At 66.1% G+C, this 25,448-nt stretch carries 23 protein-coding genes and 2 tRNA genes; 10 read left to right on the top strand and 15 right to left on the bottom strand.

From position 1 onward, the window contains the following. Positions 1 to 78: 78 nt before the first annotated feature. Entirely contained in the window at positions 79 to 4,224 is a 4,146-nt protein-coding gene (rpoB, locus tag PE061_RS01715) for a DNA-directed RNA polymerase subunit beta (protein ID WP_271257505.1), read from the bottom strand. Positions 4,225 to 4,508: 284 nt separating this feature from the next. Here rpoB and PE061_RS01720 point away from each other — a divergent pair, with 284 nt between their 5' ends. Next, entirely contained in the window at positions 4,509 to 5,801 is a 1,293-nt protein-coding gene (locus tag PE061_RS01720; protein ID WP_271257506.1) for an MFS transporter, read from the top strand. A gap of 4 nt (positions 5,802 to 5,805) precedes the next feature. On the opposite strand, the gene PE061_RS01725 is transcribed toward PE061_RS01720, so the two are convergent. The 8 genes from PE061_RS01725 to PE061_RS01760 form a co-directional block, all read right to left on the bottom strand. Next, complete coding sequence (locus tag PE061_RS01725; protein ID WP_271257507.1) at positions 5,806 to 6,864, bottom strand: AI-2E family transporter; 1,059 nt, start codon at positions 6,862 to 6,864, stop codon at positions 5,806 to 5,808. Between the two features lie 127 nt (positions 6,865 to 6,991). Next, complete coding sequence (gene rplL, locus PE061_RS01730) at positions 6,992 to 7,375, bottom strand: 50S ribosomal protein L7/L12 (RefSeq protein WP_271257508.1); 384 nt, start codon at positions 7,373 to 7,375, stop codon at positions 6,992 to 6,994. A gap of 68 nt (positions 7,376 to 7,443) precedes the next feature. Then, positions 7,444 to 7,959, bottom strand: coding sequence for a 50S ribosomal protein L10 (gene rplJ, locus PE061_RS01735; RefSeq protein WP_271257509.1), 516 nt, complete (start codon positions 7,957 to 7,959; stop codon positions 7,444 to 7,446). 280 nt (positions 7,960 to 8,239) lie between these two features. Further along, positions 8,240 to 8,941 carry a 50S ribosomal protein L1 gene (gene rplA / locus PE061_RS01740; RefSeq protein WP_271257510.1) on the bottom strand — a complete coding sequence of 234 codons (702 nt, stop codon included), beginning with the start codon at positions 8,939 to 8,941 and terminating at the stop codon, positions 8,240 to 8,242. A 2-nt stretch (positions 8,942 to 8,943) separates the two neighbouring features. Next, on the bottom strand, positions 8,944 to 9,375 hold the full coding sequence (gene rplK / locus PE061_RS01745; RefSeq protein ID WP_271257511.1) for a 50S ribosomal protein L11: 432 nt from the start codon (positions 9,373 to 9,375) through the stop codon (positions 8,944 to 8,946). Positions 9,376 to 9,495: 120 nt separating this feature from the next. Further along, positions 9,496 to 10,035 (bottom strand): transcription termination/antitermination protein NusG, encoded by a 540-nt coding sequence (gene nusG, locus PE061_RS01750; protein ID WP_121047502.1) that lies wholly within the window; start codon positions 10,033 to 10,035, stop codon positions 9,496 to 9,498. 23 nt (positions 10,036 to 10,058) lie between these two features. Next, a complete protein-coding gene (secE, locus tag PE061_RS01755; protein ID WP_271257512.1) occupies positions 10,059 to 10,259 on the bottom strand; it encodes a preprotein translocase subunit SecE in 201 nt (66 codons plus the stop codon). A 124-nt stretch (positions 10,260 to 10,383) separates the two neighbouring features. Continuing rightward, positions 10,384 to 10,459, bottom strand: a tRNA-Trp gene (locus PE061_RS01760). Between the two features lie 148 nt (positions 10,460 to 10,607). Here PE061_RS01760 and otsB point away from each other — a divergent pair. The 3 genes from otsB to otsA are packed head-to-tail and all read left to right on the top strand — an operon-like array spanning position 10,608 to position 14,619. Further along, positions 10,608 to 11,432, top strand: coding sequence for a trehalose-phosphatase (gene otsB, locus PE061_RS01765; RefSeq protein ID WP_271257513.1), 825 nt, complete (start codon positions 10,608 to 10,610; stop codon positions 11,430 to 11,432). Next, positions 11,429 to 13,213: a glycoside hydrolase family 15 protein gene (locus PE061_RS01770; RefSeq protein WP_271257514.1), complete on the top strand. Its 1,785-nt coding sequence runs from the start codon at positions 11,429 to 11,431 to the stop codon at positions 13,211 to 13,213. The genes otsB and PE061_RS01770 overlap by 4 nt, the downstream gene beginning before the upstream one ends. After that, positions 13,210 to 14,619: an alpha,alpha-trehalose-phosphate synthase (UDP-forming) gene (gene otsA, locus PE061_RS01775; protein WP_271257515.1), complete on the top strand. Its 1,410-nt coding sequence runs from the start codon at positions 13,210 to 13,212 to the stop codon at positions 14,617 to 14,619. Before PE061_RS01770 ends, otsA begins: the two co-directional genes overlap by 4 nt. Positions 14,620 to 14,673: 54 nt before the next feature. Here the strand turns inward: otsA and PE061_RS01780 are convergent, their stop codons facing one another. Next, entirely contained in the window at positions 14,674 to 15,138 is a 465-nt protein-coding gene (locus PE061_RS01780; protein ID WP_271257516.1) for an Hsp20 family protein, read from the bottom strand. 187 nt (positions 15,139 to 15,325) lie between these two features. Here PE061_RS01780 and PE061_RS01785 point away from each other — a divergent pair, with 187 nt between their 5' ends. The 4 genes from PE061_RS01785 to PE061_RS01800 all read left to right on the top strand — a co-directional run bounded on the left by PE061_RS01785 (position 15,326) and on the right by PE061_RS01800 (position 17,422). Then, positions 15,326 to 15,784, top strand: a complete 459-nt coding sequence (locus PE061_RS01785) for a DUF1465 family protein (RefSeq protein WP_271257517.1) — start codon at positions 15,326 to 15,328, stop codon at positions 15,782 to 15,784. Between the two features lie 72 nt (positions 15,785 to 15,856). Beyond that, positions 15,857 to 16,273, top strand: a complete 417-nt coding sequence (locus PE061_RS01790; protein ID WP_271257518.1) for a VOC family protein — start codon at positions 15,857 to 15,859, stop codon at positions 16,271 to 16,273. Positions 16,274 to 16,275: 2 nt separating this feature from the next. Then, entirely contained in the window at positions 16,276 to 16,980 is a 705-nt protein-coding gene (locus PE061_RS01795) for an NYN domain-containing protein (RefSeq protein WP_271257519.1), read from the top strand. A 43-nt stretch (positions 16,981 to 17,023) separates the two neighbouring features. Beyond that, complete coding sequence (locus PE061_RS01800; RefSeq protein WP_271257520.1) at positions 17,024 to 17,422, top strand: NYN domain-containing protein; 399 nt, start codon at positions 17,024 to 17,026, stop codon at positions 17,420 to 17,422. A gap of 98 nt (positions 17,423 to 17,520) precedes the next feature. Here the strand turns inward: PE061_RS01800 and rlmB are convergent, their stop codons facing one another. Further along, a complete protein-coding gene (gene rlmB, locus PE061_RS01805; protein WP_271257521.1) occupies positions 17,521 to 18,264 on the bottom strand; it encodes a 23S rRNA (guanosine(2251)-2'-O)-methyltransferase RlmB in 744 nt (247 codons plus the stop codon). Positions 18,265 to 18,677: 413 nt separating this feature from the next. Between rlmB and PE061_RS01810 the strand changes: the two genes are divergently transcribed. Continuing rightward, entirely contained in the window at positions 18,678 to 19,415 is a 738-nt protein-coding gene (locus tag PE061_RS01810) for a hypothetical protein (protein WP_271257522.1), read from the top strand. A 91-nt stretch (positions 19,416 to 19,506) separates the two neighbouring features. Then, a tRNA-Tyr gene (locus tag PE061_RS01815) sits at positions 19,507 to 19,591 on the top strand. A gap of 52 nt (positions 19,592 to 19,643) precedes the next feature. On the opposite strand, the gene PE061_RS01820 is transcribed toward PE061_RS01815, so the two are convergent. From PE061_RS01820 to PE061_RS01835, 4 genes are all read right to left on the bottom strand, one after another. Continuing rightward, the gene (locus PE061_RS01820) at positions 19,644 to 20,720 is read right to left on the bottom strand and encodes a tyrosine-type recombinase/integrase (protein ID WP_271257523.1); all 1,077 of its coding nucleotides are present in this window, start codon (positions 20,718 to 20,720) and stop codon (positions 19,644 to 19,646) included. A 222-nt stretch (positions 20,721 to 20,942) separates the two neighbouring features. Next, the gene (gene istB, locus PE061_RS01825; RefSeq protein WP_031304487.1) at positions 20,943 to 21,671 is read right to left on the bottom strand and encodes an IS21-like element helper ATPase IstB; all 729 of its coding nucleotides are present in this window, start codon (positions 21,669 to 21,671) and stop codon (positions 20,943 to 20,945) included. After that, positions 21,658 to 23,172, bottom strand: a complete 1,515-nt coding sequence (gene istA, locus PE061_RS01830) for an IS21 family transposase (protein ID WP_021238707.1) — start codon at positions 23,170 to 23,172, stop codon at positions 21,658 to 21,660. Before istA ends, istB begins: the two co-directional genes overlap by 14 nt. Positions 23,173 to 23,247: 75 nt before the next feature. Then, entirely contained in the window at positions 23,248 to 25,413 is a 2,166-nt protein-coding gene (locus PE061_RS01835; RefSeq protein WP_271257524.1) for an AAA family ATPase, read from the bottom strand. Between the last annotated feature and the right edge of the window lie 35 nt (positions 25,414 to 25,448).

The raw sequence follows: 25,448 nt of genomic DNA on the forward strand, positions 1-25,448 counted from the left end.
GCGAGGGAGGGGCCCAAGCCTTGCTTGGGAGGAAGAGGGGCACGGGCCGCCGAAAATGGCCCCTCTTCCCGTGTTGCTTTACTCGGCCGCGATCGCCTTCGCCTCGGCTTCGTCGTCCTCGCTGTTGCGCAGCTCGACGTTGAGGCCGAGCGAGCGCATTTCCTTGACGAGCACGTTGAAGCTCTCGGGGATGCCGGCCTCGAACGTGTCGTCGCCCTTGACGATCGCCTCGTAGACCTTGGTGCGGCCGGCGACGTCGTCCGACTTCACCGTCAGCATTTCCTGCAACGTGTACGCCGCGCCGTAGGCCTGCAGCGCCCACACCTCCATCTCGCCGAAGCGCTGGCCGCCGAACTGCGCCTTGCCGCCCAGCGGCTGCTGGGTGACGAGGCTGTACGGCCCGATCGAACGCGCGTGGATCTTGTCGTCGACGAGGTGGTGCAGCTTCAGCATGTAGATGTAGCCGACAGTCACCTTGCGGTCGAACATCTCGCCGGTGCGGCCGTCGTACAGCTCCACCTGGCCCGACCGGTCGAGGCCGGCGAGGCTCAGCATGTCCGCAACGTCCGCCTCGCGCGCGCCGTCGAACACCGGCGTTGCCATCGGCACGCCCGAGGCGAGGTTGGAGGCAAGCTCCAGCAGCTCGTCCTCGGACTGGCCGTCGATCTCCGCGTTGTACTGCTGGCCGTAGATGGCCTTCAGCTTGTCGCGCAGCCCCTTGGCGTCGTCCTTGTCGAGCCCATGCGCCTTGGCGTGGATGTCCTCCAGCATGGCGCTGATCTGACGCCCGAGACCGCGCGCGGCCCAGCCGAGGTGCGTCTCGAAGATCTGCCCGACGTTCATGCGCGAAGGCACGCCGAGCGGGTTCAGCACGATGTCGACGTGCGTGCCGTCGTCGAGGAACGGCATGTCCTCGATCGGCAGGATGCGGCTGATGACGCCCTTGTTGCCGTGACGGCCGGCCATCTTGTCGCCCGGCTGCAGCTTGCGCTTCACCGCGACGAAGACCTTCACCATCTTCAGCACGCCCGGCAGCATCTCGTCGCCGCGCTGCAGCTTCTCGACCTTCTCGGCGAAGCGGCGGTCGAGGCTCTTCAGCGCCTCTTCCCACGTCGCCTTCATGGCTTCGAGATCGGCCTGCCGCTTGTCGTCCTCGACGGCGAACTTCCACCATTCGCGGCGCGGCTGCTCGCTGAGCGTCGCCTCGTCGATCACCGCGCCCTTCTTGATGCCCTTCGGCGCCGCCGCCGCGGTCTGGCCGATGAGCACGTCCTTCAGGCGCGCATAGGCCGCGCGGTCGAGAATGGCGCGCTCGTCATCGCGGTCCTTCTCGAGACGCTCGATCTCCTCGCGCTCGATCTGGAGCGCGCGCTCGTCCTTGTCGATGCCGTGGCGGTTGAACACGCGCACCTCGACGACCGTGCCGGCAACGCCCGGCGGCAGGCGCAGCGAGGTGTCGCGCACGTCGCTCGCCTTTTCGCCGAAGATGGCGCGGAGCAGCTTCTCTTCCGGCGTCATCGGGCTTTCGCCCTTGGGCGTGATCTTGCCGACGAGGATGTCGCCCGGCTCGACCTCGGCGCCGATGTAGACGATGCCCGCCTCGTCGAGGTTGCGCAGCGCCTCCTCGCCGACGTTCGGGATGTCGCGGGTGATGTCCTCCGGCCCGAGCTTGGTGTCGCGGGCCATCACCTCGAACTCCTCGATGTGGATCGAGGTGAAGACGTCGTCCTTCACGATCCGCTCGGAGATGAGGATGGAGTCCTCGTAGTTGTAGCCGTTCCACGGCATGAACGCGACGAGCACGTTCCGCCCCAAAGCCAGTTCGCCGAGCTGCGTCGAGGGGCCGTCGGCGATGATGTCGCCGCGGCGGACCACGTCGCCCACCTTCACCAGCGGACGCTGGTTGATGCAGGTGTTCTGGTTCGAACGCTGGAACTTCTGGAGCGTGTAGATGTCGACGCCCGACTTGCCGGCGTCTTCCTCTTCCGTCGCGCGGATGACGATACGGGTCGCATCGACCTGGTCGATGATGCCCGTGCGCCGCGCGGCGATCGCCGCACCGGAGTCGCGCGCCACCGTGCCTTCCATGCCGGTGCCGACGAACGGCGCCTCGGCGCGGAGCAGCGGCACCGCCTGACGCTGCATGTTCGATCCCATCAGCGCGCGGTTGGCGTCGTCGTTCTCGAGGAACGGGATCAGCGACGCGGCGACCGAGACGAGCTGCTTGGGGCTGACGTCCATCAGCGTGATGTGGTCGCGCGGCGCCATCAGGAACTCGCCGGCCTCGCGGGCCGAAACGAGGTCCTCGACGAAACGGCGCTCGGCGTCCAACTCGGCGTTCGCCTGCGCGATCGTGTGCTTCGCCTCTTCCATCGCCGACAGGTAGATGACGTCGTTCGTCACCTTGCCGTCCACGACCTTGCGGTACGGCGTCTCGATGAAGCCGTACTTGTTGACGCGGCTGAACGTCGCGAGGCTGTTGATGAGGCCGATGTTCGGGCCTTCCGGCGTCTCGATCGGGCAGATGCGGCCGTAGTGCGTCGGGTGGACGTCGCGGACCTCGAAGCCCGCGCGCTCGCGGGTGAGACCGCCCGGCCCGAGCGCCGAGACGCGGCGCTTGTGCGTCACTTCGGAGAGCGGGTTGGTCTGGTCCATGAACTGCGAGAGCTGCGAGGAGCCGAAGAACTCGCGCACCGCGGCCACGGCCGGCTTCGCGTTGATGAGGTCGTTCGGCATCGTCGTCTCGATGTCGACCGACGACATGCGCTCCTTCACAGCGCGCTCCATGCGGAGCAGGCCGACGCGGTACTGGTTCTCCAGAAGCTCGCCGACCGACCGCACGCGGCGGTTGCCGAGGTTGTCGATGTCGTCGATCTCGCCCTTGCCGTCCTTCAGCTCGACGAGCGTCTTCACCACCGCGAGGATGTCGTCCTTGCGCAGCGTCGTCACCGTGTCCTCGGCGTCGAGGTCGAGGCGCATGTTCATCTTCACGCGGCCCACGGCCGAAAGGTCGTAGCGCTCCGGATCGAAGAACAGGCCGGCGAACATGCCTTCCGCCGTCTCGCGCGTCGGCGGCTCGCCGGGGCGCATGACGCGGTAGATCTCGGCGAGCGCGTGGTCGCGCTCTTCCACCTTGTCCGCCATCAGCGTGTTGCGCATCCACGCGCCGATGTTGACGTGGTCGATGTCGAGCAGGTCGATGTCCGAAACGCCCGCCGCGTCGAGCTTGGCGAGGTTCGCTTCCGTCACCTCGTCGCCCGCCTCGATGTAGATCTCGCCGGTCTTCTCGTTGACGAGGTCGAACGCCGAGTAGCGGCCGTAGATTTCCTCGGTCGGGATCAGCAGCTCGGAAAGGCCGTCGTTCTCGGCCTTCTTGGCGGCGCGCGGCGTGATCTTCTTGCCCTGCTCGAACACGATCTCGCCCGACTTCGCGTCGACGATGTCGAACGCGGGCTTGTTGCCGCGCCACTGGTCGGCGAGGAACGGCACCTTCCAGCCGCCCTCGGCGCGCTTGTAGGTGACGCGGCCGTAGAACTGGTTGAGAATCTCCTCGCTGTTCATGCCGAGCGCATAGAGCAGCGTCGTCACCGGCAGCTTGCGCTTGCGGTCGATACGGACGTTGACGATGTCCTTGGCGTCGAACTCGAAGTCGAGCCACGAGCCGCGGTACGGAATGACGCGCGCGGCGAACAGGAACTTGCCCGAGCTGTGCGTCTTGCCGCGGTCGTGATCGAAGAACACGCCGGGCGAACGGTGCATCTGCGAGACGATGACGCGCTCGGTGCCGTTGATGATGAACGTGCCGTTCTCGGTCATGAGCGGCATGTCGCCCATGTAGACGTCCTGCTCCTTGATATCGAGGACGGAGCGGCTCTCGGTGTCGGGGTCGATCTCGAAGACGATCAGGCGCAGCGTCACGCGCATCGGCGCCGCGTAGGTCATGCCGCGCTGGCGGCACTCGTCGGTGTCGTACTTCGGCTCTTCCAGCTCGTAGTTGACGAAATCCAGCTCGGCGGTGCCGGCGAAGTCGCGGATCGGGAACACCGACCGCAGCGTCTTCTCGAGGCCCGAGACATAGCCGCGCGACGGGTCGGAGCGCAGGAACTGCTCATACGATTCGCGCTGCACCTCGATGAGGTTCGGCATCTGCACGACCTCGGCGATGTGCCCGAAGACCTTGCGGATACGCTTTTTACCGGTGAAGGATTTCGCCTGGGTGGCCATGTTGTTTGTCGCCCTTGCTCTTCAAATATCGTCAGGCGCTGACGCGAAAAAAGCCGCAGGCTCTCCCGCATCCGGGAGAACCGCAGCTTTCCGCATCAAGCCGCAGCCGATCCATTCGTGCGATGCGCTGCGCGAAGGCGCATCATTTCCCGAAAGGCTGTGGAAGGAAGCGGGATATAGGAGCCGTGAGCCGCGCTGTCAAACCCCCGCGCGCAATCCCTTTCCGTCAGCGCGCGGGTCCCCTAACAGGGACGCCACGGAAAACGGGGGGAGGATGCGGCCGCATGACCGGAAAGACGGCAGCAGACAGTCGTAAACGCCTGAAATCCATCATCGGCGGCGCCACCGGCAACCTCGTCGAATGGTACGACTGGTACGTCTACGCCGCCTTCGCCCTTTATTTCGCGCCGCACTTCTTCCCCGAAGGCGACCGCACCGCGCAGCTCATGAACAGCGCTGCCGTGTTCGCCGTCGGCTTCCTGATGCGCCCGATCGGCGCGTGGATCATGGGCATCTATGCCGACCGGCACGGGCGCAAGGCCGGCCTCACCCTCTCCGTCACGCTGATGTGCGCAGGCTCGCTGCTCATCGCCCTCACCCCCGACTACCAGGCGATCGGCGTGTTCGCGCCCGCCCTTCTCGTCCTCGCCCGCATGATGCAGGGGCTTTCGGTCGGCGGCGAGTACGGCGCGAGCGCCACCTATCTTTCCGAGATGGCGGGCCGCGACCGGCGCGGTTTCTTCTCCAGCTTCCAGTACGTGACGCTGATCTCCGGGCAACTGCTGGCCATCTGCGTGCTGCTGGTGCTCCAGAACGTGATGCCGGAGGCCGCGCTCGACGCATGGGGCTGGCGCATCCCCTTCGCGATCGGCGGCGTGCTGGCGATCGTGGTGTTCTACATCCGCCGCGGCCTCGCCGAGACCGAGAGCTTCACGAACGCCAAGAAGGAAGGCATCGCCGTTTCGGGCCTCGCCGAGCTGTTCCTGCGCCACCCGCGCGAGGCGGCGGTGGTGATGCTGCTCACGGCGGGCGGCACGCTCGCCTTCTACGCCTACTCGATCTACATGCAGAAGTTCCTCGTCAACACCTCGGGCTTCAGCCGCGAGGTCGCCTCGCAGATCAACGCGGGGACGCTGTTCGTCTTCATGCTCCTGCAACCGCTGGCGGGCGGGCTGTCGGACCGGATCGGCCGCAAGCCGCTGATGGTCGGTTTCGGCATCGCGGGCGTGCTGCTCACGTATCCGATCTTCTCGACGCTCGAGACGACGCGCGACCCGTTCGTGGCCTTCGCGCTCGTGCTCGGCGCGCTTGTCATCGTCACCGGCTACACCTCGATCAACGCCGTGGTGAAGGCGGAGCTGTTCCCGGCGCACGTCCGCGCGCTCGGCGTCGCCCTGCCCTACGCGCTCGCCAACACGATCTTCGGCGGCACCGCCGAATACGTGGCGCTATGGTTCAAGGCGCGGGGCATGGAGCAGGGCTTCTACTGGTACGTCACCGTGATGATCGGCATCTCGCTCGTCGTCTACCTCAGGATGCGCGACACGCGCACGCACAGCCGCATCCTCGAGGACTGACGGGTCAGGCGGTCGTCCAGCCGGACCGGCGCCCCGCCGCCACGATCTCCCACACCGCCATGAACAGCGCCGCGATCACCGGGCCGATGACGATGCCGTTCAGCCCGAACAGCTCGATGCCGCCGAGCGTCGAGACGAGCACGATATAGTCGGGCATCCGCGCGTCGCGGCCGACGAGGATCGGGCGCAGTAGGTTGTCGATGAGGCCGATGACGAAGAAACCGCAGAACACCAGCACGACCCCCTGCCAGATCGCGCCCGTGACGAGCAGGTAGATGGCGACCGGCACCCAGACGAGCCCCGTGCCGACCGCCGGGAGCAGCGACAGGAATCCCATCAGCACGCCCCACAGCAGCGCGCCGTGGATGCCGAGGCTCCAGAACACGACGCCGCCGACCGCGCCCTGCAGGACGGCGACGACGATGCTGCCCTTCACCGTCGCGCGGATCACGGTGACGAACTTGGCGATGAGCGCGTTGCGCTGCGCCGGGTGCAGCGGGATCGAGCCGCGCAGCTTCTCGACGAGCGCGTCCCCGTCGCGCAGGAAGAAGAAGATCAGGTACAGCATCACGCCGAGCCCGACGAGGAAGCCGAACGTCCGCTGCCCGATCACCACGGTCTGCGCCGCGAGCACCTGGAAGCTGTCGGCGATGCCGTCGGCGATCTTCTCGCGGATGGCGCTGATGTTGCCGAGCCCGACGCGGCGCAGCAGGGAGATCGCCCAGTCCGGCAGCAGCGCCTGCACCTGCCGGAAATAGCCGCCCACGTCGATCTGGCCCGCCTCGATGCGGGCGTAGATCGCGGTCGCCTCCTGCAGCAGGAAGATGCCGAGCGTGATCGCGGGCAGGATCACCATGGCGACGATCACCAGCAGCGTCACGAGCGCGGCGAGGTTCGGATGGCCCCGAAACTTCGCCAGCAACCGCCGGTTGAGCGGCTCGAACAGGATGGCGGCGATCAGCGCCCAGAGGATCGCGCCGAAGAACGGCAGCAGCACCCACGCGAACGCCAGCGAGACGACGACGATGAGGGCGAGAAAGGTTCTGTCTTCGATCTTCCGCATGGCTGCCGCCCGGTCCCTGGCCCCGTACCATACATCAAACGCGCGGCTTTGGAATCAGCCGCTTATGCCGCATGAAAAAAGGGCGGCCCCTTGCGGCGCCGCCCTTCCATTCGAAAAGCCGTGAAGCTTACTTGATCTCGACGGTCGCGCCGGCTTCCTCGAGCTGCTTCTTGATCTTCTCGGCCTCTTCCTTGTTCACGCCTTCCTTCACCGGCTTCGGGGCGCCCTCGACGAGCGCCTTGGCTTCGCCGAGGCCGAGGTTGGTGATGGCGCGGACTTCCTTGATGACGTTGATCTTCTTGCCGCCGTCGCCGGTGAGGATCACGTCGAACTCGGTCTTCTCTTCCGCGGCCGGGCCGGCGTCGCCGCCGCCGGCACCCGGAGCCGCCGCAACCGCGACGGCAGCGGCGGCCGAAACGCCCCACTTCTCTTCGAGGAGCTTCGAAAGCTCGGCCGCTTCGAGAACGGTGAGCGCGGAAAGGTCGTCAACAATCTTCTGAAGGTCTGCCATTTTAAGTCTCCATGCGGGCCACGCGGCCCAATGTTTGGTGTTGGTCGTAAGAGCCTGTCCGGACTGGCTTACGCGGCGTCCTTGGCCGCATAGGCACCCATGACACGCGCCAGCTGGCCTGCGGGCGCCTGGACGATCTGAACGAGCTTGGTCGCCGGCGCATTGATGAGGCCGACGATCTTGGCGCGCAGTTCGTCAAGCGACGGCAGCGATGCCAGTTGCTTGATGCCATCCGCATCGAGGACGGTGTCCCCCATGGCGCCGCCGACGATTTCCAACTTCTCGTTGGTCTTCGCGAAATCGATGGCTGCCTTGGCGGCGGCAACGGGATCACTCGACGTTGCCAGCGCCGTCGGGCCGACCAGCATGTCGCTGATCCCCGTGTACGGCGTCCCTTCCAGTGCGATCCGGGCGAGCTTGTTCTTCGCGACTTTATAGCCCGCGCCCGCCTCGCGCATCTTGCCGCGGAGAGCCGTCACCTGGGCGACGGTAAGGCCGTGGTTGCGCGTGATGACGACAACCCCGGTCTCCGAGAAGACGCGGTTGAGCGATGCGACGAGCGCCTTTTTTTCAGCGCGATCCATGCTTCACTCCTGGTTTGTCCGTCCGGCGATCGCTCGCCTTCGGGACGGTTGAGCCGAAATCCCGGACCATTCCGGGGGTCTCGGCCCGTCCGCGGGGTCGTCGTCTGCATGGGGGCGAAAGGAGCCCTTCGGCAGACCCGGTTCGCCATCGCACGGCTGGAACCGGAAAACTTGTCCCCGTCTCATGCAGGCTGGCGTTTTGAGTTTCCTCCCGGAAACGCCTGCAATCTCGGACGGTATCTCGGGGCGGCCCGTCTCCGGCCCGCCCCGCGATTCTGTGTCAGGCGGCCGCGCCTGCGGTCGCCGTGTCGATGCGCACGCCCGGCCCCATCGTGGAGCTGATGGCGATCTTGCGCACGTACTTGCCCTTGGCGCCCGACGGCTTCGCCTTGACGATGGCGTCGACGAAGGCTTCGAAGTTCGCCCTCAAGGCCGCGTCGTCGAAGCTCACCTTGCCGATGCCGCTGTGGATGATGCCGGCCTTCTCGACGCGGAACTCCACCTGGCCGCCCTTGGCCGCTTCCACGGCCTCGACGACGTTCGGCGTGACGGTGCCGAGCTTCGGGTTCGGCATCAGGCCCTTGGGGCCCAGCACCTTGCCGAGGCGGCCGACGATGCCCATCATGTCGGGCGTCGCGATCACGCGGTCGAAGTCGCTGCGGCCGTTCTGGATCTCTTCCATCAGGTCCTCGGCGCCGACGACCTCCGCGCCCGCCTTCTTCGCGTCCTCGGCCTTGTCGCCGCGCGCGAACACCGCGACGCGGACGTCCTTGCCCGTGCCGCTCGGCAGGCGGACGACGCCGCGGACCATCTGGTCGGCGTGGCGCGGATCGACGCCGAGATTCAGCGCGACCTCGACGGTCTCGTCGAACTTCGAGCTCGCGAGGCTCTTCACGAGCGCAATGGCTTCGTCGACACCGTAGAGCTTCTCACGGTCGACCTTGCCGGCCAGCGCCTTGGCCTTCTTCGTCAGCTTGGCCATGTTCAGCCCTCCACCACTTCGAGGCCCATCGAGCGCGCGGAGCCCTCGATGATCTTCATTGCCGCGTCGATGTCGTTGGCCGACAGGTCGACCATCTTCGTCTGCGCGATCTCGCGGACGGCGGAGCGCTTGATCGTCCCGGCGCTCGCCTTGCCCGGCGTCTTGGAGCCGGACTTGAGGTTGGCCGCCTTCTTCAGAAGGAACGTCGCGGGGGGCGTCTTGGTGACGAACGAGAAGCTGCGGTCGGCGTAGACGGTGATCACCGTCGGCACGGGCGCGCCCTTCTCCATCTCCTGCGTCTGGGCGTTGAACGCCTTGCAGAATTCCATGATGTTGACGCCGCGCTGACCGAGCGCCGGCCCGAGGGGCGGCGACGGGGTCGCGTTTGCAGCCGGCACCTGCAGCTTGATATAGCCGGTGATCTTCTTGGCCATTTCTCACTCTCTTTCAAGTTTAGCGGTCCAGACGGACGCCCGAAGGCGGCCTCCCGCAAGCAACGCCCCTTCCCATAAACGGCGCCGCAAACGGCCCCGTAACCGGCAAGGGGTAAAAAACTACTTCGTCCGCTCGACCTGCTCGAAGTCGAGCTCCACGGGCGTCGCGCGCCCGAAGATCGACACGGACACCTTCACGCGGGCGCGGTCGAAGTCGATTTCCTCGACGAGGCCGTTGAAGCTCGCGAACGGACCGTCGAGCACGCGCACCTCGTCGCCGATCTCGAAGTTCACCTTCATCTTCGCCTTCGGCGCCTCGATGTGGTGGCCCTTCGTCGACAGGATGCGCGCCGCCTCGGCCTCGCTGATCGGCGAGGGCTTGCCGCTCGCGCCGAGGAAACCCGTCACCTTCGGCGTGTTCTTCACGAGGTGGAACACGTCGTCGGTCATATGCAGCTTCGCCAGCACGTAGCCGGGGAAGTACTTGCGCTCCGCCTGCACCTTCTTGCCGCGGCGGACTTCCGTCACGGTCTCGGTCGGCACCTCGACCTGCTCGACAAGCGCTTCAAGGCCGAGCCGCTTCGCCTCGTCGAGGATCGAATCGCGGACCTTGTTCTCGAAGTTCGAGTAGGCGTGAATGATGTACCAGCGCGCGGCCATTCCCGTGTCCGACCCTTCCCCGTTTACTTCGCGATATCGAGCAGGAACTGGACGATTCGGCCCAGCACCTGGTCGACGCCCAGGAAGAACAGCGACAGGATGGTGGTCATGATGAGCACCATGATCGTCGTCACGATCGTCTCGCGGCGCGTCGGCCAGGTGACCTTCGCGGTCTCCTGACGCACCTGCCGCACGAACGTGCCCGGATTGGTCATCTTAGCCATCTAACGCGCTCATTTCCCAAACAAAAACAGCCGACCGGCCGCGCCCTTCTCTTCCGGGCGGCGCCGGTTGACTGGTGAACCTCTACTCGCTCCCGAGCCCCAAATCCGCTCGCCTATCGGAGACTGGCAGGAGTGGAGGGACTCGAACCCACGGCCCTCGGTTTTGGAGACCGATGCTCTACCAACTGAGCTACACTCCTAGAGCCCGGGAGCCGCGTCTATAATCGGGGGCCTTCCCGCGCGCAAGTCCCGTCGTTCGGGCAACAGGAGGGGTTGATCCCGCAGCGCGCCTCCGCCCACAATAGGGGAACCCGAGGCAACCGAAGGACGTTCTTCATCCCGCATCGCATGGGCATCGATTCCTCAGAAGAGACATTCGGCGCAGAGACGTTCAGGGTCGGGACGTGCAGGGCCGAGACGCTCAGGGCCGGCACGACGACGCTGCCGATGCCGCCCCTGCCCGGCACCATCGCGCGCCTTTCGGTCTTCCTCGATTTCGACGGCACGCTCGTCGAGCTTGCGCCCACGCCCGATGCCATTCACGTCGCCCCCGGCCTTTCCGCGATGCTGGAGCGTCTCGCGGCGCATCTGGAGGGGCGGCTCGCCGTCATCAGCGGGCGGGCGCTCGCGGACCTCGACCGGCATCTCGGCACGCGCCGCATCACGCTTTCCGGCTCGCACGGCGGCGAACTCCGCCTCGCGGCGGCGGATGCGGACGCCCCGCCCGGCTCGGCCTTCCCTGAGCAGGCGCATCTGGAAGCGAGCGCTTTCGCCGCCGCGCACGGCCTTCTCCTCGAAACCAAGCCGCTCGGCTTCGCCTTCCACTACCGGCAGGCGCCCGGCGCGGGCGCGGCCGTGGAGGCGTTCGCGCGGCAGCTCGGCACGCGCTACGGGCTCCAGATGAAGTCCGGCAAGATGGTCGCCGAGCTGATGCCGCCGGGGATCGACAAGGGCGGCATCGTCGCGGCGCTGATGGCGACGCCCGGCTTCCGGGGCAGCACCCCCGTCTTCATCGGGGACGACGTGACGGACGAGGACGGCTTCCGGGCCGCCGCCGCGCACGGCGGCTTCGGCGTCCTCGTCGGCGAACTCGGCGGCGCGCGCGCGGAGACCGTCGCAACGGCACGCCTCGCCGATGTGAACGACGTTCACAACTGGCTGGCCGGCCTATGAGCAGCCTCGAACTCTGGCCCGTGGGCAACTGTCAGGTCAGCGGCCTCGTCGACACCGCCGGGCGGCTCGTCTGGGGCTGCGTGCCGCGCGTCGACGGTGATCCCGCCTTCTGCGCACTGCTCAATGACGACCCCGGCGGCGACGCGGACGGCGCCTGGGCGATCTCGCTCGAAGGGCAGGTCTCGGCCCGGCAGGCGTACCGGCGCAACACGCCGATCCTCGTCACGCGGCTCGAGGACGTGCACGGCGGCGCGATCGAGATCATCGACTTCTGCCCGCGCTTCGAACGCACCGGGCGCATGTACCGCCCGGTCGCCTGGGTGCGCGTCGTGAAGCCGGTCGCGGGATCGCCGCGCCTCCGCATCCACCTCGCGCCGATGCGCAGCTACGGCCGCGAGCGGGCGCCGCGCACCAACGGCACCAACCATGTCCGCTACCTGCTCGGCGACCAGACGCTGCGCCTGACGACCGACGCGCCGGTCGGCTACGTGCTCGACAGCCGCCCGTTCCGGCTGGAGCGGGCGCTGCACTTCTTCCTCGGGCCGGACGAGCCCTTCGCGGGGAATGTCGCCGACGAGGTGCGGGCGATGCTCGACCGCACCGAGACCTACTGGATGCACTGGGTGCGCGGCCTCGCGACGCCGCTCGAATGGCAGGACCACGTGATCCGCGCCGCGATCACGCTGAAGCTCTGCCAGCACGAGGAGACGGGCGCCATCGTCGCCGCGCTCACCACCTCGATCCCCGAGGCGGCGGGCTCGGGGCGGAACTGGGACTACCGCTACTGCTGGATTCGCGACGCCTACTACACCGTGCAGGCGCTGAACCGCCTCGGCGCGCTCGACGTGCTCGAAAAATACCTCGCCTACCTCCGCAACATCGTCGATGCCGCCGACGGCCACATCCAGCCGCTCTATGGCGTCTCCGGCGAGCGGACGCTGGACGAGACGGTCGCCGAGGGCCTCGCGGGCTATCGCGGCATGGGGCCGGTGCGCGTCGGCAACGCCGCCTACACGCAGGTCCAGCACGACGTCTACGGCCAGATCGTGCTGCCCAACATCCAGGCGTTCGTGGACCGCCGCCTGCTCCGGACGGCGAACCTCGACGACTTCCACAGCCTCGAGCACGTCGGCGAGATGGCGTGGGCACGGCACGACACGCCCGATGCCGGGCTCTGGGAGTACCGCACGCGCACCGCCGTCCACACCTACAGCGCGGTGATGAGCTGGGCGGCGTGCGACCGGCTGGAGAACGCGGCCCGCATCCTCGGGCTCATCGAGCGCGAGCGGCACTGGCGCGGCCGCGCCGCGGCCATCCGCGAGGCCATCGAGACGCGCGCATGGTCGGAAGGCGCCGGGCACTTCGGCGCGTCGTTCGGCGGGCAGGAGCTCGACGCCAGCCTGCTCCAGCTCGTCGACCTGCGCTTCCTGCCCGCCGACGACCCGCGCATGGCGGCGACCTTCGCCGCCGCCGAGAAGGCGCTGCGGCGCGGCGAGCACATGCTGCGCTACGACAGCGAGGACGATTTCGGAAAGCCCGAGACCGCCTTCAACATCTGCACGTTCTGGCTGATCGAGGCGCTTTGCCTGCACGGGCGATGCGACGAGGCCCGCGCGCTTTTCGAACGGATGCTCGGCCACGCCACCGACGCGGGCCTGCTTTCGGAGGACATGGACTTCGAGACCGGCGAGCTGTGGGGGAACTATCCGCAGACCTATTCGCTGGTCGGCATCATCAACTGTGCGGGACTGCTTTCGAAACCCTGGAGTACCATCCGATGAAACGCCTCATCGTCATCTCGAACCGCGTGTCCGTGCCGAAGGACCCCGATTCGAACGGCGCCCAGGGCGGCCTCGCCGTGGCGCTCGGCGCCGCGCTTCGCGAGCACCGGGGCATCTGGTTCGGCTGGTCGGGCAACGAGACGGAGACGTTCACCGGCCATCTCGACATGCAGCGCCAGCACGGCGTGACGACCGCCACCATCGACCTCGAGCCGCAGGACATCGACGAATATTACAACGGCTACGCCAACCGCACGCTGTGGCCGCTGTTCCACCACCGCGTCGACCTCACCGAGTACGAGCGCAGCTTCGGCGAGGGCTACGAGCGGGTGAACCGCCGCTTCGCGGACAGCGTGGCGCCGCTCATCGAGCCGGACGACCTCGTGTGGGTGCACGACTACCACCTGCTGCCGCTCGGCAAGTTCCTGCAGGATCTCGGCATCCGCAACCGCATCGGGCTGTTCCTGCACATCCCCTGGCCGCCGACGCGCCTGTTCGTGTCGCTGCCGTTCCACGAGCGGCTCGTCGAGCACATGCTCCACTACGACGTGATCGGCTTCCAGTCGCAGGAGTGGCTCGAATCCTTCAACCACTATGTCGAGAAGGAGCTCGGCGGCACGATCTCCGACGACGGCACCATAGAATGGCAGGGCCGCCGCGTGGTCACGCGCGCCTTCCCCATCGGCATCGACTATGCGGAGTTCATGGCCGCGGCGAAAAGCGACGTCGCCAAGCGCGCGTTCGAGCGGCTGAAATCGAGCGCCGACGGCAAGAAGGTGATCATCGGCGTCGACCGGCTCGACTATTCGAAGGGCCTCGTCGAGCGCTTCGATTCGTACCACCGCTTCCTCACGGAGCACCCGGAGGCGGCGAAGGACGTGGTGCTGCTCCAGATCGCGCCGCCCTCGCGCGAGGACGTGTACACCTATCAGGACATCCGCAACACGCTGGAGCGCTCGGCCGGGCACATCAACGGCGCCCACGCCGACATCGACTGGGTGCCGATCCGCTATGTGAACCAGGGCTATTCGCGCACGGAGCTGGCGGGCTTCTACCGCGCCTCCCGCGTCGGGCTGGTCACGCCGCTGCGCGACGGCATGAACCTCGTCGCCAAGGAGTATGTCGCCGCGCAGGACCCGGAGGACCCCGGCGTCCTCATCCTGTCGCGCTTCGCGGGCGCGGCGCTCCAGCTCACCGACGCCCTTCTCGTCAACCCGCACAGCAGCGAGGAGGTCGGCGACGCCATCAACACGGCGCTCGCCATGCCGCGCGAGGAGCGCATCCGCCGCTGGCGGAGCATGGTGCGGAGCGTGCGCGACGAGGACGTGATCGCCTGGCGCGACGACTTCGTCGCGGCCTTGAAAGGCCCGCCCGCCAACGCCAACCCGCGCAAGGCGGCCGCGTAAAAGAAAAGGCCGGAGACGTTCGTCCCCGGCCTTTCTCGTTCGGATTCAGGGATTTCAGGCGGCTTCGCGCTTGCCCTCGATCACCTGCGGGCCCGTCTGGCCGCCGATGACGACCTTGCGGGGCTTCTTCTCCTCGGGGATCTCGCGGACGAGATCAATGTTGAGAAGGCCGTGCTCGTAGGTCGCGCCCGTCACCTTGATGACGTCGGCGAGCTGGAAGCGGCGCTCGAAGGCGCGCTTCGCGATGCCGCGGTGGAGGAACTGGCGATCGCCGTTCTCCGTCTCGGCGGTCTTGCCGGTCACGGTCAGCGTGTTTTCCTGAACGGTGATGTCGAGTTCGCTCTCCGCGAAGCCCGCCACCGCCATCTGGATGCGGTAGGCGTTCTCGCCGGTCTTCTCGATGTTGTACGGGGGGTATCCGCCGCCTTCGTCGCCGCGTGCGGCGAACTCCGCGAGCCGGCTGAGGTTCTCGAAGCCGATCGACGAGCGAAGCAGCGGGGAAAGATCAAATGTACGCATGTCCATATCCTTTCGATTCAAAGCAATATGCGGTCTTTCGGCCCACCGTGCGGCTGGGCCTTGCCGGTCGGTCGGACCCCGAAAAGGGCATCCCTTCGCCGGCGATGGTGAGGTGGTTGTTAACCCCTTTTGTTTCAAGATGCCCGTTGACCCGGGAACGACAAGGCGCGATTCACTCGCGGCAACGATGATGAACGAACACACGCCGATCACGCCCAAGCTGGTGGCCGCGCTCTATACGGAGGCGATGCTGCTTGCCGACGAGGCACGCGGCTACTTCGATTCCGAGGGCCAGATGGAGCGCGCCGCGCTCGATCCGGTGCTGCGCGTCGCCTATTCGTGCGAGTCGCTGCGCGTGACGACGCGGCTGATGCACGTCGTCTCGTGGCTGCTGGTCCGCAAGGCGGTCGCCGCGGGCGAGATGAGCGAGGCCGAGGGCGAGGCGCCCGAACGCCGCCTCGGCCGCGCCGGCGACACCGAGCTCGACTCGACCCGCCTCGGCCAGCTTCCCCCGCGCGCCCGCGAGATCATCGAGGCGAGCCGCGACCTCTACGAGCGCGTCAAGCGCCTCGACGACCAGTTCGCGACCGAAGTGCCGCTGTCCCCGGCCCGCGCGCTGCTCGGACGGCTGGAGCGGTCTTTCTAAAGAAGTTCCGGCAAGGTCGAGGGACGCACCAAATCCTTGCGCGCGGCGCAGGCGGTTGCCACTGTCGCGCCCATGAGCCTTCAGCCGTTCCATCTGGCCTTTCCCGTCGATGACCTTGCCGCCGCCCGCCGCTTCTACGGCGGCCTGATCGGCTGCCCCGAGGGGCGCTCGTCGGAGAGCTGGGTCGATTTCGACTTCTTCGGCCACCAGATCGTCGCGCACCTCGCCCCGGCGGGCCGCATCCACCGCAACCCCGTGGACGGCGATCAGGTGCCGGTGCCGCATTTCGGCGTCGTGCTCGACTGGGACGCCTTTCACGCGCTCGCCGAAAGGCTCGGCAACGCCGGCGTGCGCTTCGAGATCGCCCCGCACGTCCGCTTCGCGGGCGAAGTGGGCGAGCAGGCGACGATGTTCCTGTTCGACCCCGCCGGCAACGCGCTCGAATTCAAGGCGATGCGCCATCCCGGCAACCTCTTCGCGAAGGACTGAGCATGGCGACGAACGGCAACGAGCGCAGCCCCAACATCGCGCTCCTCATCGACGCCGATCAGGGCGGGCAGAAGTATCTCGATGCCGTGCTCACCGTGCTCGCCGAGCTCGGCACGGTGAACATCCGCCGCGCCTACGGCAACTGGTCGAAGCCCGAGCTCGGCACGTGGGAGCCGGTGTTCCACGCCTATGCGATCATGCCGATGCAGCAGTTCGACATCGCCAAGCGCAAGAACGCGACCGACATGGCGATGGCGATCGACGCGATGGACCTGCTCTATTCCGGCCGCGTCGACGGCTTCGGCCTGATGTCGTCGGACAGCGATTTCATGCCGCTCGCCATGCGTATCCGGCAGAACGGGCTTCCCGTCTACGGCTTCGGCCGCGCCAGCACGCCCGAATCCTTCCGGCAGGCGTGCACGCGCTTCATCGACGTCGACGCGCTGATGCCGGTCCCCGACAAGGCCCCGAAGGGCGAGATCGACGACCAGCTCGTGGCGCTGCTCATCGACGCCTACGACGCCGTGAAGCGCGACGAGCAGGGCTACGCGCGCCTCGCCGAGGTCGGCAAGATCGCGGGCAACCGCTCCTCCTTCGACGTGCGCAACTACGGCTTCAAGCGGCTGTCCGAGCTTGTCGAGGCCGTGCCCAACTTCGTCACGGAACGCCGCGACGGCGGCAATGTCTACATCAGGCGCGTGCGCTGAGGCGTTCGGCGTTTCTTAGGCGTTTTCTATATATAGCGGCATCATGACCGCGCACGATCCGAAGCTGCAACGGCGCATCGCCGTCATCGTGGACGCCGAAAATATGCCGGCCGAACGTGTTCGTCATGCGCTCCAGTCCGCTGCCGCAAAGGGACAGATCGTCGCCCGAACTGCGGTAGCCGACTGGCGCAAGCCAGCGCGCAAAAACTGGGACGCTACGGCAACCGACCTCGGCCTGAAGCTCGTTCACAGCTTTCCCAAGAACTCGGGAGACAGCCGGAGCGACCTAGCCATCTTTGCCGAAGCACTCGATGCCGTCCACTGGCTGGCGGCAAACGTCATTTACCTAGTCTCCGAAGACAGTGACTTCGATATTCTGATTCGTATGCTTCGGGCACGCGATGTCGAAGTGCACCGCGTCACCAAAGACAAGATCGCATAGGGCAATCGGATAGCTATCTCTGCGTCCCTCGACTTCGCTCGGGATGAACAGCCTTTATACTCTACGATCCTCATCCCGAGCGAAGTCGAGGGACACACCTACCGGCGCGAAGTCACCGCGTAGAGCGCCACCGCCGCCGCGTTCGAGACGTTGAGGCTCTCGACGCGCCGGGAGATCGGCAGCTTCGCCAGCACGTCGCAGTGCGCGCCGACGTTCTGGCGCATCCCCGGCCCTTCGGCGCCCAGCACGAGCACCGTCGGCATGTCGGCGAGCACGTCGGCAAGCACCTTGTCGGCGTCGCCGGTGAGGCCGATGCGCCAGTAGCCCGCCTTCGCCAGCTCCTCGAGCGCGCGGGACAGGTTCGTCACCCGCACCCACGGCACCACTTCGAGCGCGCCGGACGCCGCCTTCGCGAGCGCGCCCGATTCGGGCGGCGCATGGCGGTCCTGCGTCACCACCGCCGCCACGCCGAATGCCGCCGCCGAGCGCAGGATGGCGCCGACATTGTGCGGGTCCGTCACCTGATCGAGCACGAGGATCGGTCCCTCGAGCCCGATCACGTCCTCGAGGTGGATGTCCTCGAGCGGCTCGACCTCAAGCACGAGGCCCTGATGCGGCGCATCGGCCGGCACGAGGCGGGCGAGGTCCGCCGCCTGCCCGATCTCCACGGGGAGGCCTTCGGGCAGGTGGAACTTCTGCGCGATCTCGCTCGTCACCCACAGCTTGCGCGGCGTCCGCTCCGGATTGCCCAGCGCCGCCTCGACGGCGTGCTTCCCGTAGAAGCGCGGGTATCTGAACGCACCGCCGCCCTTCGCCTTGCCGGATTTGCCCCGTCTGCCCATTGCCGTCTTCCCGTTCCGCCGCGACGCTGCGCGCGTCTTTGCGGCTCCTTAGAGCATCGTGCGGAAAAGTGGGAACCGGTTTTCCGCGAAGAACGATGCGGCCACGAAGAGATGGAGCGGGCTGCGTGATTCCGGCGATCGCGCAGCCCGCTTCAGGGCGGATCGACATTCAAGATGCAGGTTGTGCGTCCCTCGACTTCGCTCGGGATGATACCCGTTTTTACAAGCTGCCAAGGCCCTTCATCCCGAGCGAAGTCGAGGGACGCACAAGGCATGTGGTATTCTTCCGTCCGCACGGCAGCGCTCACGGCGAATGTCGATCAGCCCCAGCCCGCGCGTTCCCCCTCTTCAACCCTCTGTTCGGTGTCCGCGCGTTGCTGTATGAATGTCCGGTCAACCGGAAGGGGGCTTCCATGGCGACTCTGGCACCGCGGCGCTCGGCGGCACCGGCCGACCGCTGGTTCTTCACGTCGACGGCGCTGCTGATGCTTGCGCTCGTCTTCATCGGCTTCGCGCCGAGCTACTACCTGTCGGGCGTCCTCGCGCCGCCGCCGGGGCTGAAGCCGCCGACGCCGCTCGTCCACGTGCACGGCGTCCTGTTCTCGGCATGGATGCTGCTGTTCGTGCTGCAGACGCAGCTCGTCGCGTGGCGGCGCACCGATCTGCACCGCGCGCTCGGCACGATCGGCTTCGTGATGCTGCCGGCCATGATCGTGATCGCGACGGTTTCGGCGCTCTACGGGGTCCACCGCGCGTCCGGCCCGCCGATGATCCCGCCGCTCACCTTCCTTGCCGTGCCGCTCCTCGACGTTCCGGTGTTCGCGCTGCTCATCGGCGGCGCGCTCGCCAACCGCCGCACGCCGCAGATGCACAAGCGGCTGATGTTCATTGCGATGATCGGCATGATGAGCCCGGCGATCGGGCGGATGCCCCTGCCCCCGCCGTTCGTGGGGCCGGTGGCGATCTTCGCGCTGCCGGACCTGTTCCTGCTCGCGCTCGTGCTCTTCGACCTGATGACGCTCGGCCGCGTCCACCGCGCGACCGTTTGGGGCGGTCTGCTGCTCGTCGGCTCGCAGGTCCTTCGCGTGCTGATCTGGGAAACGGAGGGCTGGCTGGCCTTCGCGCGCTGGGCTTCGGGGCTCGTCGCCTGAGGGCCCACATCACGCGTTGACATCGCCGCGGCCATTCGCCATCTAGCCCGCCTTGCCGCGCCCGGCTTTCCCGCCGGGCCGCCCGCCCTGTGGAGGGGTGGCCGAGTGGTTAAAGGCAGCAGACTGTAAATCTGCCCGCATAGCGTACGCTGGTTCGAATCCAGCCCCCTCCACCATCCCGTCAGAATTATGGGGCATTTTCAATCCTTTAGCTGGGTTTTTGTCAAACTACGATTCGAGTTTGACAATCTTTGTTGCCGTTTCACCCCCTCCGATTGCCGCAATAGCATCCCTAGCCAGTTGCGCCTGATTAGCGGCGGCGGTGTACCGGACGACCTCTTTCAAGGTTTTATGGCCCGTGATCGCCATGATTTGGTGAGGGGTACAGCCCGCCTCTGCCAAGCGCCGCGATGCAGCCTTTCTAAGGCCGTGGGGTGAGCGGCCCAGAGGCAAACCGGCGTCCTGAACGCAATCACGAAACCAGTTCGTGAAGCTCTCCGGCGTGAAAGGCTTCCCATGAGCCGACACGATAAAGGTCATATTGCCCGACTCGGTAGCGTCCAGCACCCGCCTCAACTCCGGATGAATCGGGATTTGAAGCCGCGCTTTCGTCTTATGCTGGCAAACGGAAATCGTCCCGTCCCGGACATGTTGACGGCCCATGCTCACGACATCCGACCGCCGCTGAGCGGTATACAGCAAGAGCGCCATAGCGAGTCGCGCACGGCTGCCCAGCTTATGGCACGCCTCGAACTTCGCGATTTCTTCTTCCGTCCAGCTATGAAACCCCGTGGATGCAGATCGGATTTTCCGGACGTGCAGCGTCGGGTCGTCACGCCGTATGTTTCGCTCAACGGCAAAGCGCATGAGCATCCGAAGCATTCGCAGCAAGTTGTTCGCAGCGGCCGGTGTATCCGCCTTCGCATCCAGCATAGCCCGTATGTGGTGGGGCTCCAGTGCCGCGACATTCCTGTCGCCGTATTTGGAGCCGCCCCCGTTAGGCTTACTCTCGCGGAAGTTTTCGATGATGTTCCGATAAGTCCGGCGGGTCGCGTCCGATAGAGTCCGATAATCGGCCGAACTATAGTAGCTCGCGATCAGGGAATTGAACGTGCCGGGTTTGATACGCGCGTTCGCTTCCTTCGGCGTGCCCTCCAGCGCGGCCTGATAAGCTTCCATGAACTCCGTTGAACCGGGCAGGCCGGGAAGAGCTATGCGTTTGCAGCCCGGCTTCCGAAAGTAATAGCGCTGTTTGCCGAAACGGTCGCGGAACGCCTGAATGTATTTTAGCATCAGTCGTGTCATTGCAGCACATCATCCCACTCATTGAAGCGGGATGCCTCATCATCTGTCAAACGGCGTTCAAAAGGGACCCCCGATCGGCGTCGAAGAGGGACCCCCTTTTCGGATAATATGATGCTGGTTTGTTGAAGATGGCCTTGCGCTGCGTGCGGCGGAGGGCGGGCGTAGCCCGACCGGAGGCGCGCGCAGCGCAAGATAGATTTTTGAAGGCGCCGAAGGTGGCTGTCAGCTGCGGTTTTTGAAGCGCCAGCTGTCGTTGCCCGTCTCGACGATATCGCAGTGGTGGGTGACGCGGTCGAGCAGCGCCGTGGTCATCTTGGGATCGCCGAACACGGTCGGCCATTCGCCGAAGGCGAGGTTCGTGGTGATGATGACGCTGGTCCGCTCATAAAGCTTGCTGATGAGGTGGAACAGCAACTGCCCTCCCGAGCGGGCGAACGGCAGATAACCGAGCTCGTCGAGCACGATCAGGTCGAGCCGCGACAGCTGCGCCGCCAGGGTCCCGCCTTTGCCGATCCGGGTCTCCTCTTCGAGGCGTGTCACCAGATCGACGGTGTTGAAGTAGCGGGCGCGAGCGCCCCTTCGCACGACATTGGCGGTGATCGCGATGGCGAGGTGGGTCTTGCCTGTCCCCGTGCCGCCGACCAGCACGATATTGCGGCGAGGCGGGAGGAAGGAGCCATCGTGAAGGGAGCGGATCATCTCCTCATTGATCGGTGTGCCCTCGAAGCTGAACCGCTCCAGGTCCTTCACCACGGGCAGCCTCGCAGCCGTCATCCGATAGCGGATGGAGGCTGCATCCCGGTGGGTCGCCTCAGCACGGAGCAGGTCGGTCAGTATCTCCATGGTGGTGCGCTTGCGCTGGAGGCCGGTGGTGACCGCCTCGTCGAACGCCGCCGCCATGCCCTTGAGTCCGAGGCCGCGCATCGTGTCGATCATATCATGCCGCTGCATCATAGCCTCGCAGCAGATCATAGCGGGCACAGTCGGCGAGCGGAGGATGCTGCAGCATCCGGTCTTCCGAAGTGACGATGCTGTGGGGTGTCGCCGGCTCGCGGCGCCGGGAGAGGATGTTGAGGATCAGCTCGTCGCTGGCCGTTCCGTTCGCCAACGCTTCGCGCACGGCAGCCTCTACCGGCTCCAGGCCATCGGTGAGCACCGCCGAGAGGACCCGCACGAACCTGCGATCGGCCTCGTCCCCGGTGCCGAGCCTTCGCCGTAATCGGTGCAGGGCGGGCGGCAGATCCCAGTCCTGGAACGGTGCGCCGTTACGCAGCGCGCCGGGCTTGTGCGCGAGGACCGGCAGATAATGCCAGGGATCGTATATCGTGCGGTTCCGACCGAAGTGGCGCTCATGCTCCCCGACGATCGCATCGCCGCAGCGTATGACGATGCGATCGGCATAGGAGCGCACCTGAACGGTCCGGCGTGCGGCCGTCGACATGACCGAGTAGCGGTTGCGATCGAAGCTGATGAGGCAGGTGCCGGTGACGGCATGCTCGCTCTCATGGAAGCCGTCGAACGGTGCCAGGATCGGCTGCAGGGCCGGTCGCTCCATATCCAGCGCCTCGGCGACGGTAATATCCCCGCGTTCGGGATGGGCATGATGCTCGGCCCAGCGCCGGCACTCGGCCTCCAGCCACCCGTTGAGCTCGGCCAGGCTGGCGAACCGGAGTCGCGGCTGGAAGAAGCGGCCTCGGATCGTCTGGACCTGCTGCTCGACCTGGCCCTTCTCCCATCCCGCCGCCGGCGAGCAGGCGGTCGGCTCGACCATGTAATGATCGGTCATGATCAGGAAGCGGCGGTTGAACACACGCTCCTTGCCGGTGAACACGGCCGTCACCGCCGTCTTCATATTATCGTAGATACCGCGTCGCGGCACACCGCCGAAGAACGCGAACGCCCGGGCATGGGCATCGAACAGCATCTCCTGGCCCTCGCGCGGATAGGCTCGGACATAGGGTGCGCGCGAGTCGCAGAGACGCATATGCGCCACCTTCACCCGCATCGGCTTGCCGGCGATCTCCACATCCTCGTGGCTCCAGTCGAACTGGTAGGCCTCACCCGGCTGGAAGGTCATCGGGATGAACGCCGGTGCGCCTTCGCCAGCATCCTTCCGCCGCGCAGCACGCCAGCGCGCCGCATAGCGGCGCACCGCATCATAGGATCCATCGAACCCCTCGCGCACCAGCAGGTCATGGATACGCGTCATCCGTAGCCGATCGCGGCGGCCGCGACCTTCGTTCTCCTCAAGCAGCGCATCGAGACGATCCTGATAAGGACCGATCCGCGGCAGCGGCTGGACTTTGCGCTGATAGTTGAACGCCGCCTCCGGCGACCGGATCGCTTTGCGGACGACCTTCCGCGACAAACGAAGGTCACGAGCGATCGCCTTGATCGCCTTACCCGCTGCATGCTCACGCCGAATCCGAACCACTGTCTCCACGATCAACATCCCGTTCTCGCCAACTGATCAAAACCAGTCGGCCGACTAAATCCCCGGGATGAAGGGGTCCTTTTTGCACGCCGATCACCCCACGAAGGGGGTGCCTATTGCACGCTGATCCTCATCGGTGAGGATAGCGAGGGCTTCACGCTGAGCGACGGGCAGAGGCTTCCCCCGTGGCACTGTCCCGGCGGGCAGTTCGTCCACGATGGCAGCGGTGATCGCGTCCCCGTCCTCATCGTGGCCCAATTCTTCCGCCGCCACGCGGAACGCTATGTCGAGGTCACACGGACCGTTCCGATTCTTGCTCAGGCGCCCCCGGATGATCCCATCATTGTCAGGTGGGAGAAGCTGAAGCGCCACATCTAGCGCGCCGTTCAGGACGCTGTGTCCGCGCGGCGTCGAGCCTTCGGCCTTCGTACCGTGATGGATGAGGACGACAGCCGCCCCGTGGCACGTCAGCGACCGTGTGGTGGCCACGACCCGATTCATGGACGCGGCGTCGTTTTCCTCCAGATCGCGGAAGCTCATTGCCAGCGTGTCGAGAAAGATCAGGGCCGGGCGCTTGTCGTCCACGACGCAACGAAGCGCCGCCAGATCGGGGCTATCATCGTCCAGAAGGTCCGTTACGCCGTCCACGACATAGAAGCCGGGAGCATCGCCAAGCTGCCCCCGCAACGCCTTCACGCGATTCTTCATGCCGTGGGCATCTTCGGCGGCGACGTAAAGGACGCCGCCCGGCCTCGTGCGAAGCCCGAACGCCTCAGCGCCGGTCGCAACGCGATAGCCCAGATAAGGCGCGATCGTCGATTTTCCGCCGCCCGGTGCGCCGAAGATGCAAGCAACATCGCGGGGCGCAATCAGTCGCTTGATGACGTAGCCGCGCGACGGGGCATCCATGCATTCGGCTGGGGTGAACAGTTGGAGCCGGGATGTCTTGACCGGACTGGCGGCCTTGACGTTCCAGCCGTGATCCTTCGCCATGCGGTATAGTGTCCCGATGGCCGTTGCCTTCCGGCCGTGTCGCCCGAACGACTGCCAGACTCGCCGCTGATCGCGGGCGTTGTATCGTGGGCTGACGGCGCTCCACTCATCCCAGAGTGCAAAGCCTGCTTCGTCGCCATCGAACTCATCGTGCAATGCCATTCCGACCGGCCGCCAGCAGGCTTCCCGGTCGTCGCGCGCTTCTACTGGGATCGCGGCAAGCGCGGCGTTGATCTTTGCGAGGTTCGGAGCGGGTCTCACATTGCCGAAAGGATCGTCGTCCAACAGTTCGGGCGGGACATACCAGAAATCGTTGGCAAGGCCGTTGCCGGACAACGATCCGGAATCAGACGGCGCCAGAGTGTCGGGGGAGGCCGAATCGTTTCCGGCCGCCTTGTCCGGGGCGCTGGCGGCCTTGCCCCTCTCAAAGGGCTTGCCCCGCTTATCGAGTGCGGTTGCATCGAGCCCGCCTAACGTGTCGATACCTGCGCCATCTACCATGATCGTTTCGACCGGTGCGCCACCCTCGACTCGTCCGTAGTAGTAGCTTTGCGAGAGGGTGAAGGACTCAGGCGCCAGCGCGCCACCAAGGATTCCCTGCAACCGGGCGCATAACTGTTCCCGTTCATCAGGGGATAGCGAACGCGAGGTGGGGCATAGGACACGCCAGCGCGGGTGCTCAGGTGTATGTGACGGACTGGTATAGATCAGCGCGGCGGTGCCGTTGGCCCGGAGCCGGTCAGCCGCTTGGCCGGGTGTAAGCGTTCCCTTGTCATGGTCGCCTTCCACGCCGTCTATTGCCGTCACGTTATTGTCGTTCCGGAGACAGCCCTTGTCGGTCGACTGGTTGCCGAAGCTGGCGAGCTTGAGCCAAGGCAGCTTGTCCTTTCGGCGAGCACGACGCGCCGCGATTCTCGGGGCTTGGTTCCTCAGCGTGACAACGTGCCGCCGGGCTTCGGTCGCCAGTCGGTCATGAAAGGTCGTGACAGTGATAGGCCGGTCGAGCGGACTTGCTGTACCGGTGCCGGTGTGGTATCCAGATACCGGTTTAGGTAGGCTTTGGCAGTCGTGATCTGAACCGGCATTAGAAGATACCGAAGCGCCGTCACGGGGACCATCCGGGGCGGCGTTTTCGTAGGGCGGCCCTTGGGAGAGGTTTGACACTGCCGAAGAAACGCCTTTGAAATCAACGGGCGCAGATTCGGCGGTTTGACATAATAAGGTATTGGAATCAGTGGATTGAGCGACTCCAGCCCCCTCCACCATCCCGCGCCCCGCCGAGCGCTTTCGGCCCCGCCCGG

The sequence above is a fragment of the Sphingosinicella microcystinivorans genome, assembly GCF_027941835.1.
Classification (GTDB): domain Bacteria; phylum Pseudomonadota; class Alphaproteobacteria; order Sphingomonadales; family Sphingomonadaceae; genus Sphingosinicella.

Excerpts from the sequence above, each read along its gene's own strand:
- rpoB (WP_271257505.1), bottom strand. The coding sequence starts at position 4,224 with ATGGCCACCCAGGCGAAATCCTTCACCGGTAAAAAGCGTATCCGCAAG.
- PE061_RS01720 (WP_271257506.1), top strand. The coding sequence starts at position 4,509 with ATGACCGGAAAGACGGCAGCAGACAGTCGTAAACGCCTGAAATCCATC.
- PE061_RS01725 (WP_271257507.1), bottom strand. The coding sequence starts at position 6,864 with ATGCGGAAGATCGAAGACAGAACCTTTCTCGCCCTCATCGTCGTCGTC.
- rplL (WP_271257508.1), bottom strand. The coding sequence starts at position 7,375 with ATGGCAGACCTTCAGAAGATTGTTGACGACCTTTCCGCGCTCACCGTT.
- rplJ (WP_271257509.1), bottom strand. The coding sequence starts at position 7,959 with ATGGATCGCGCTGAAAAAAAGGCGCTCGTCGCATCGCTCAACCGCGTC.
- rplA (WP_271257510.1), bottom strand. The coding sequence starts at position 8,941 with ATGGCCAAGCTGACGAAGAAGGCCAAGGCGCTGGCCGGCAAGGTCGAC.
- rplK (WP_271257511.1), bottom strand. The coding sequence starts at position 9,375 with ATGGCCAAGAAGATCACCGGCTATATCAAGCTGCAGGTGCCGGCTGCA.
- nusG (WP_121047502.1), bottom strand. The coding sequence starts at position 10,035 with ATGGCCGCGCGCTGGTACATCATTCACGCCTACTCGAACTTCGAGAAC.
- secE (WP_271257512.1), bottom strand. The coding sequence starts at position 10,259 with ATGGCTAAGATGACCAATCCGGGCACGTTCGTGCGGCAGGTGCGTCAG.
- otsB (WP_271257513.1), top strand. The coding sequence starts at position 10,608 with ATGGGCATCGATTCCTCAGAAGAGACATTCGGCGCAGAGACGTTCAGG.
- PE061_RS01770 (WP_271257514.1), top strand. The coding sequence starts at position 11,429 with ATGAGCAGCCTCGAACTCTGGCCCGTGGGCAACTGTCAGGTCAGCGGC.
- otsA (WP_271257515.1), top strand. The coding sequence starts at position 13,210 with ATGAAACGCCTCATCGTCATCTCGAACCGCGTGTCCGTGCCGAAGGAC.
- PE061_RS01780 (WP_271257516.1), bottom strand. The coding sequence starts at position 15,138 with ATGCGTACATTTGATCTTTCCCCGCTGCTTCGCTCGTCGATCGGCTTC.
- PE061_RS01785 (WP_271257517.1), top strand. The coding sequence starts at position 15,326 with ATGATGAACGAACACACGCCGATCACGCCCAAGCTGGTGGCCGCGCTC.
- PE061_RS01790 (WP_271257518.1), top strand. The coding sequence starts at position 15,857 with ATGAGCCTTCAGCCGTTCCATCTGGCCTTTCCCGTCGATGACCTTGCC.
- PE061_RS01795 (WP_271257519.1), top strand. The coding sequence starts at position 16,276 with ATGGCGACGAACGGCAACGAGCGCAGCCCCAACATCGCGCTCCTCATC.
- PE061_RS01800 (WP_271257520.1), top strand. The coding sequence starts at position 17,024 with ATGACCGCGCACGATCCGAAGCTGCAACGGCGCATCGCCGTCATCGTG.
- rlmB (WP_271257521.1), bottom strand. The coding sequence starts at position 18,264 with ATGGGCAGACGGGGCAAATCCGGCAAGGCGAAGGGCGGCGGTGCGTTC.
- PE061_RS01810 (WP_271257522.1), top strand. The coding sequence starts at position 18,678 with ATGGCGACTCTGGCACCGCGGCGCTCGGCGGCACCGGCCGACCGCTGG.
- PE061_RS01820 (WP_271257523.1), bottom strand. The coding sequence starts at position 20,720 with ATGACACGACTGATGCTAAAATACATTCAGGCGTTCCGCGACCGTTTC.
- istB (WP_031304487.1), bottom strand. The coding sequence starts at position 21,671 with ATGCAGCGGCATGATATGATCGACACGATGCGCGGCCTCGGACTCAAG.
- istA (WP_021238707.1), bottom strand. The coding sequence starts at position 23,172 with ATGTTGATCGTGGAGACAGTGGTTCGGATTCGGCGTGAGCATGCAGCG.
- PE061_RS01835 (WP_271257524.1), bottom strand. The coding sequence starts at position 25,413 with ATGGTGGAGGGGGCTGGAGTCGCTCAATCCACTGATTCCAATACCTTA.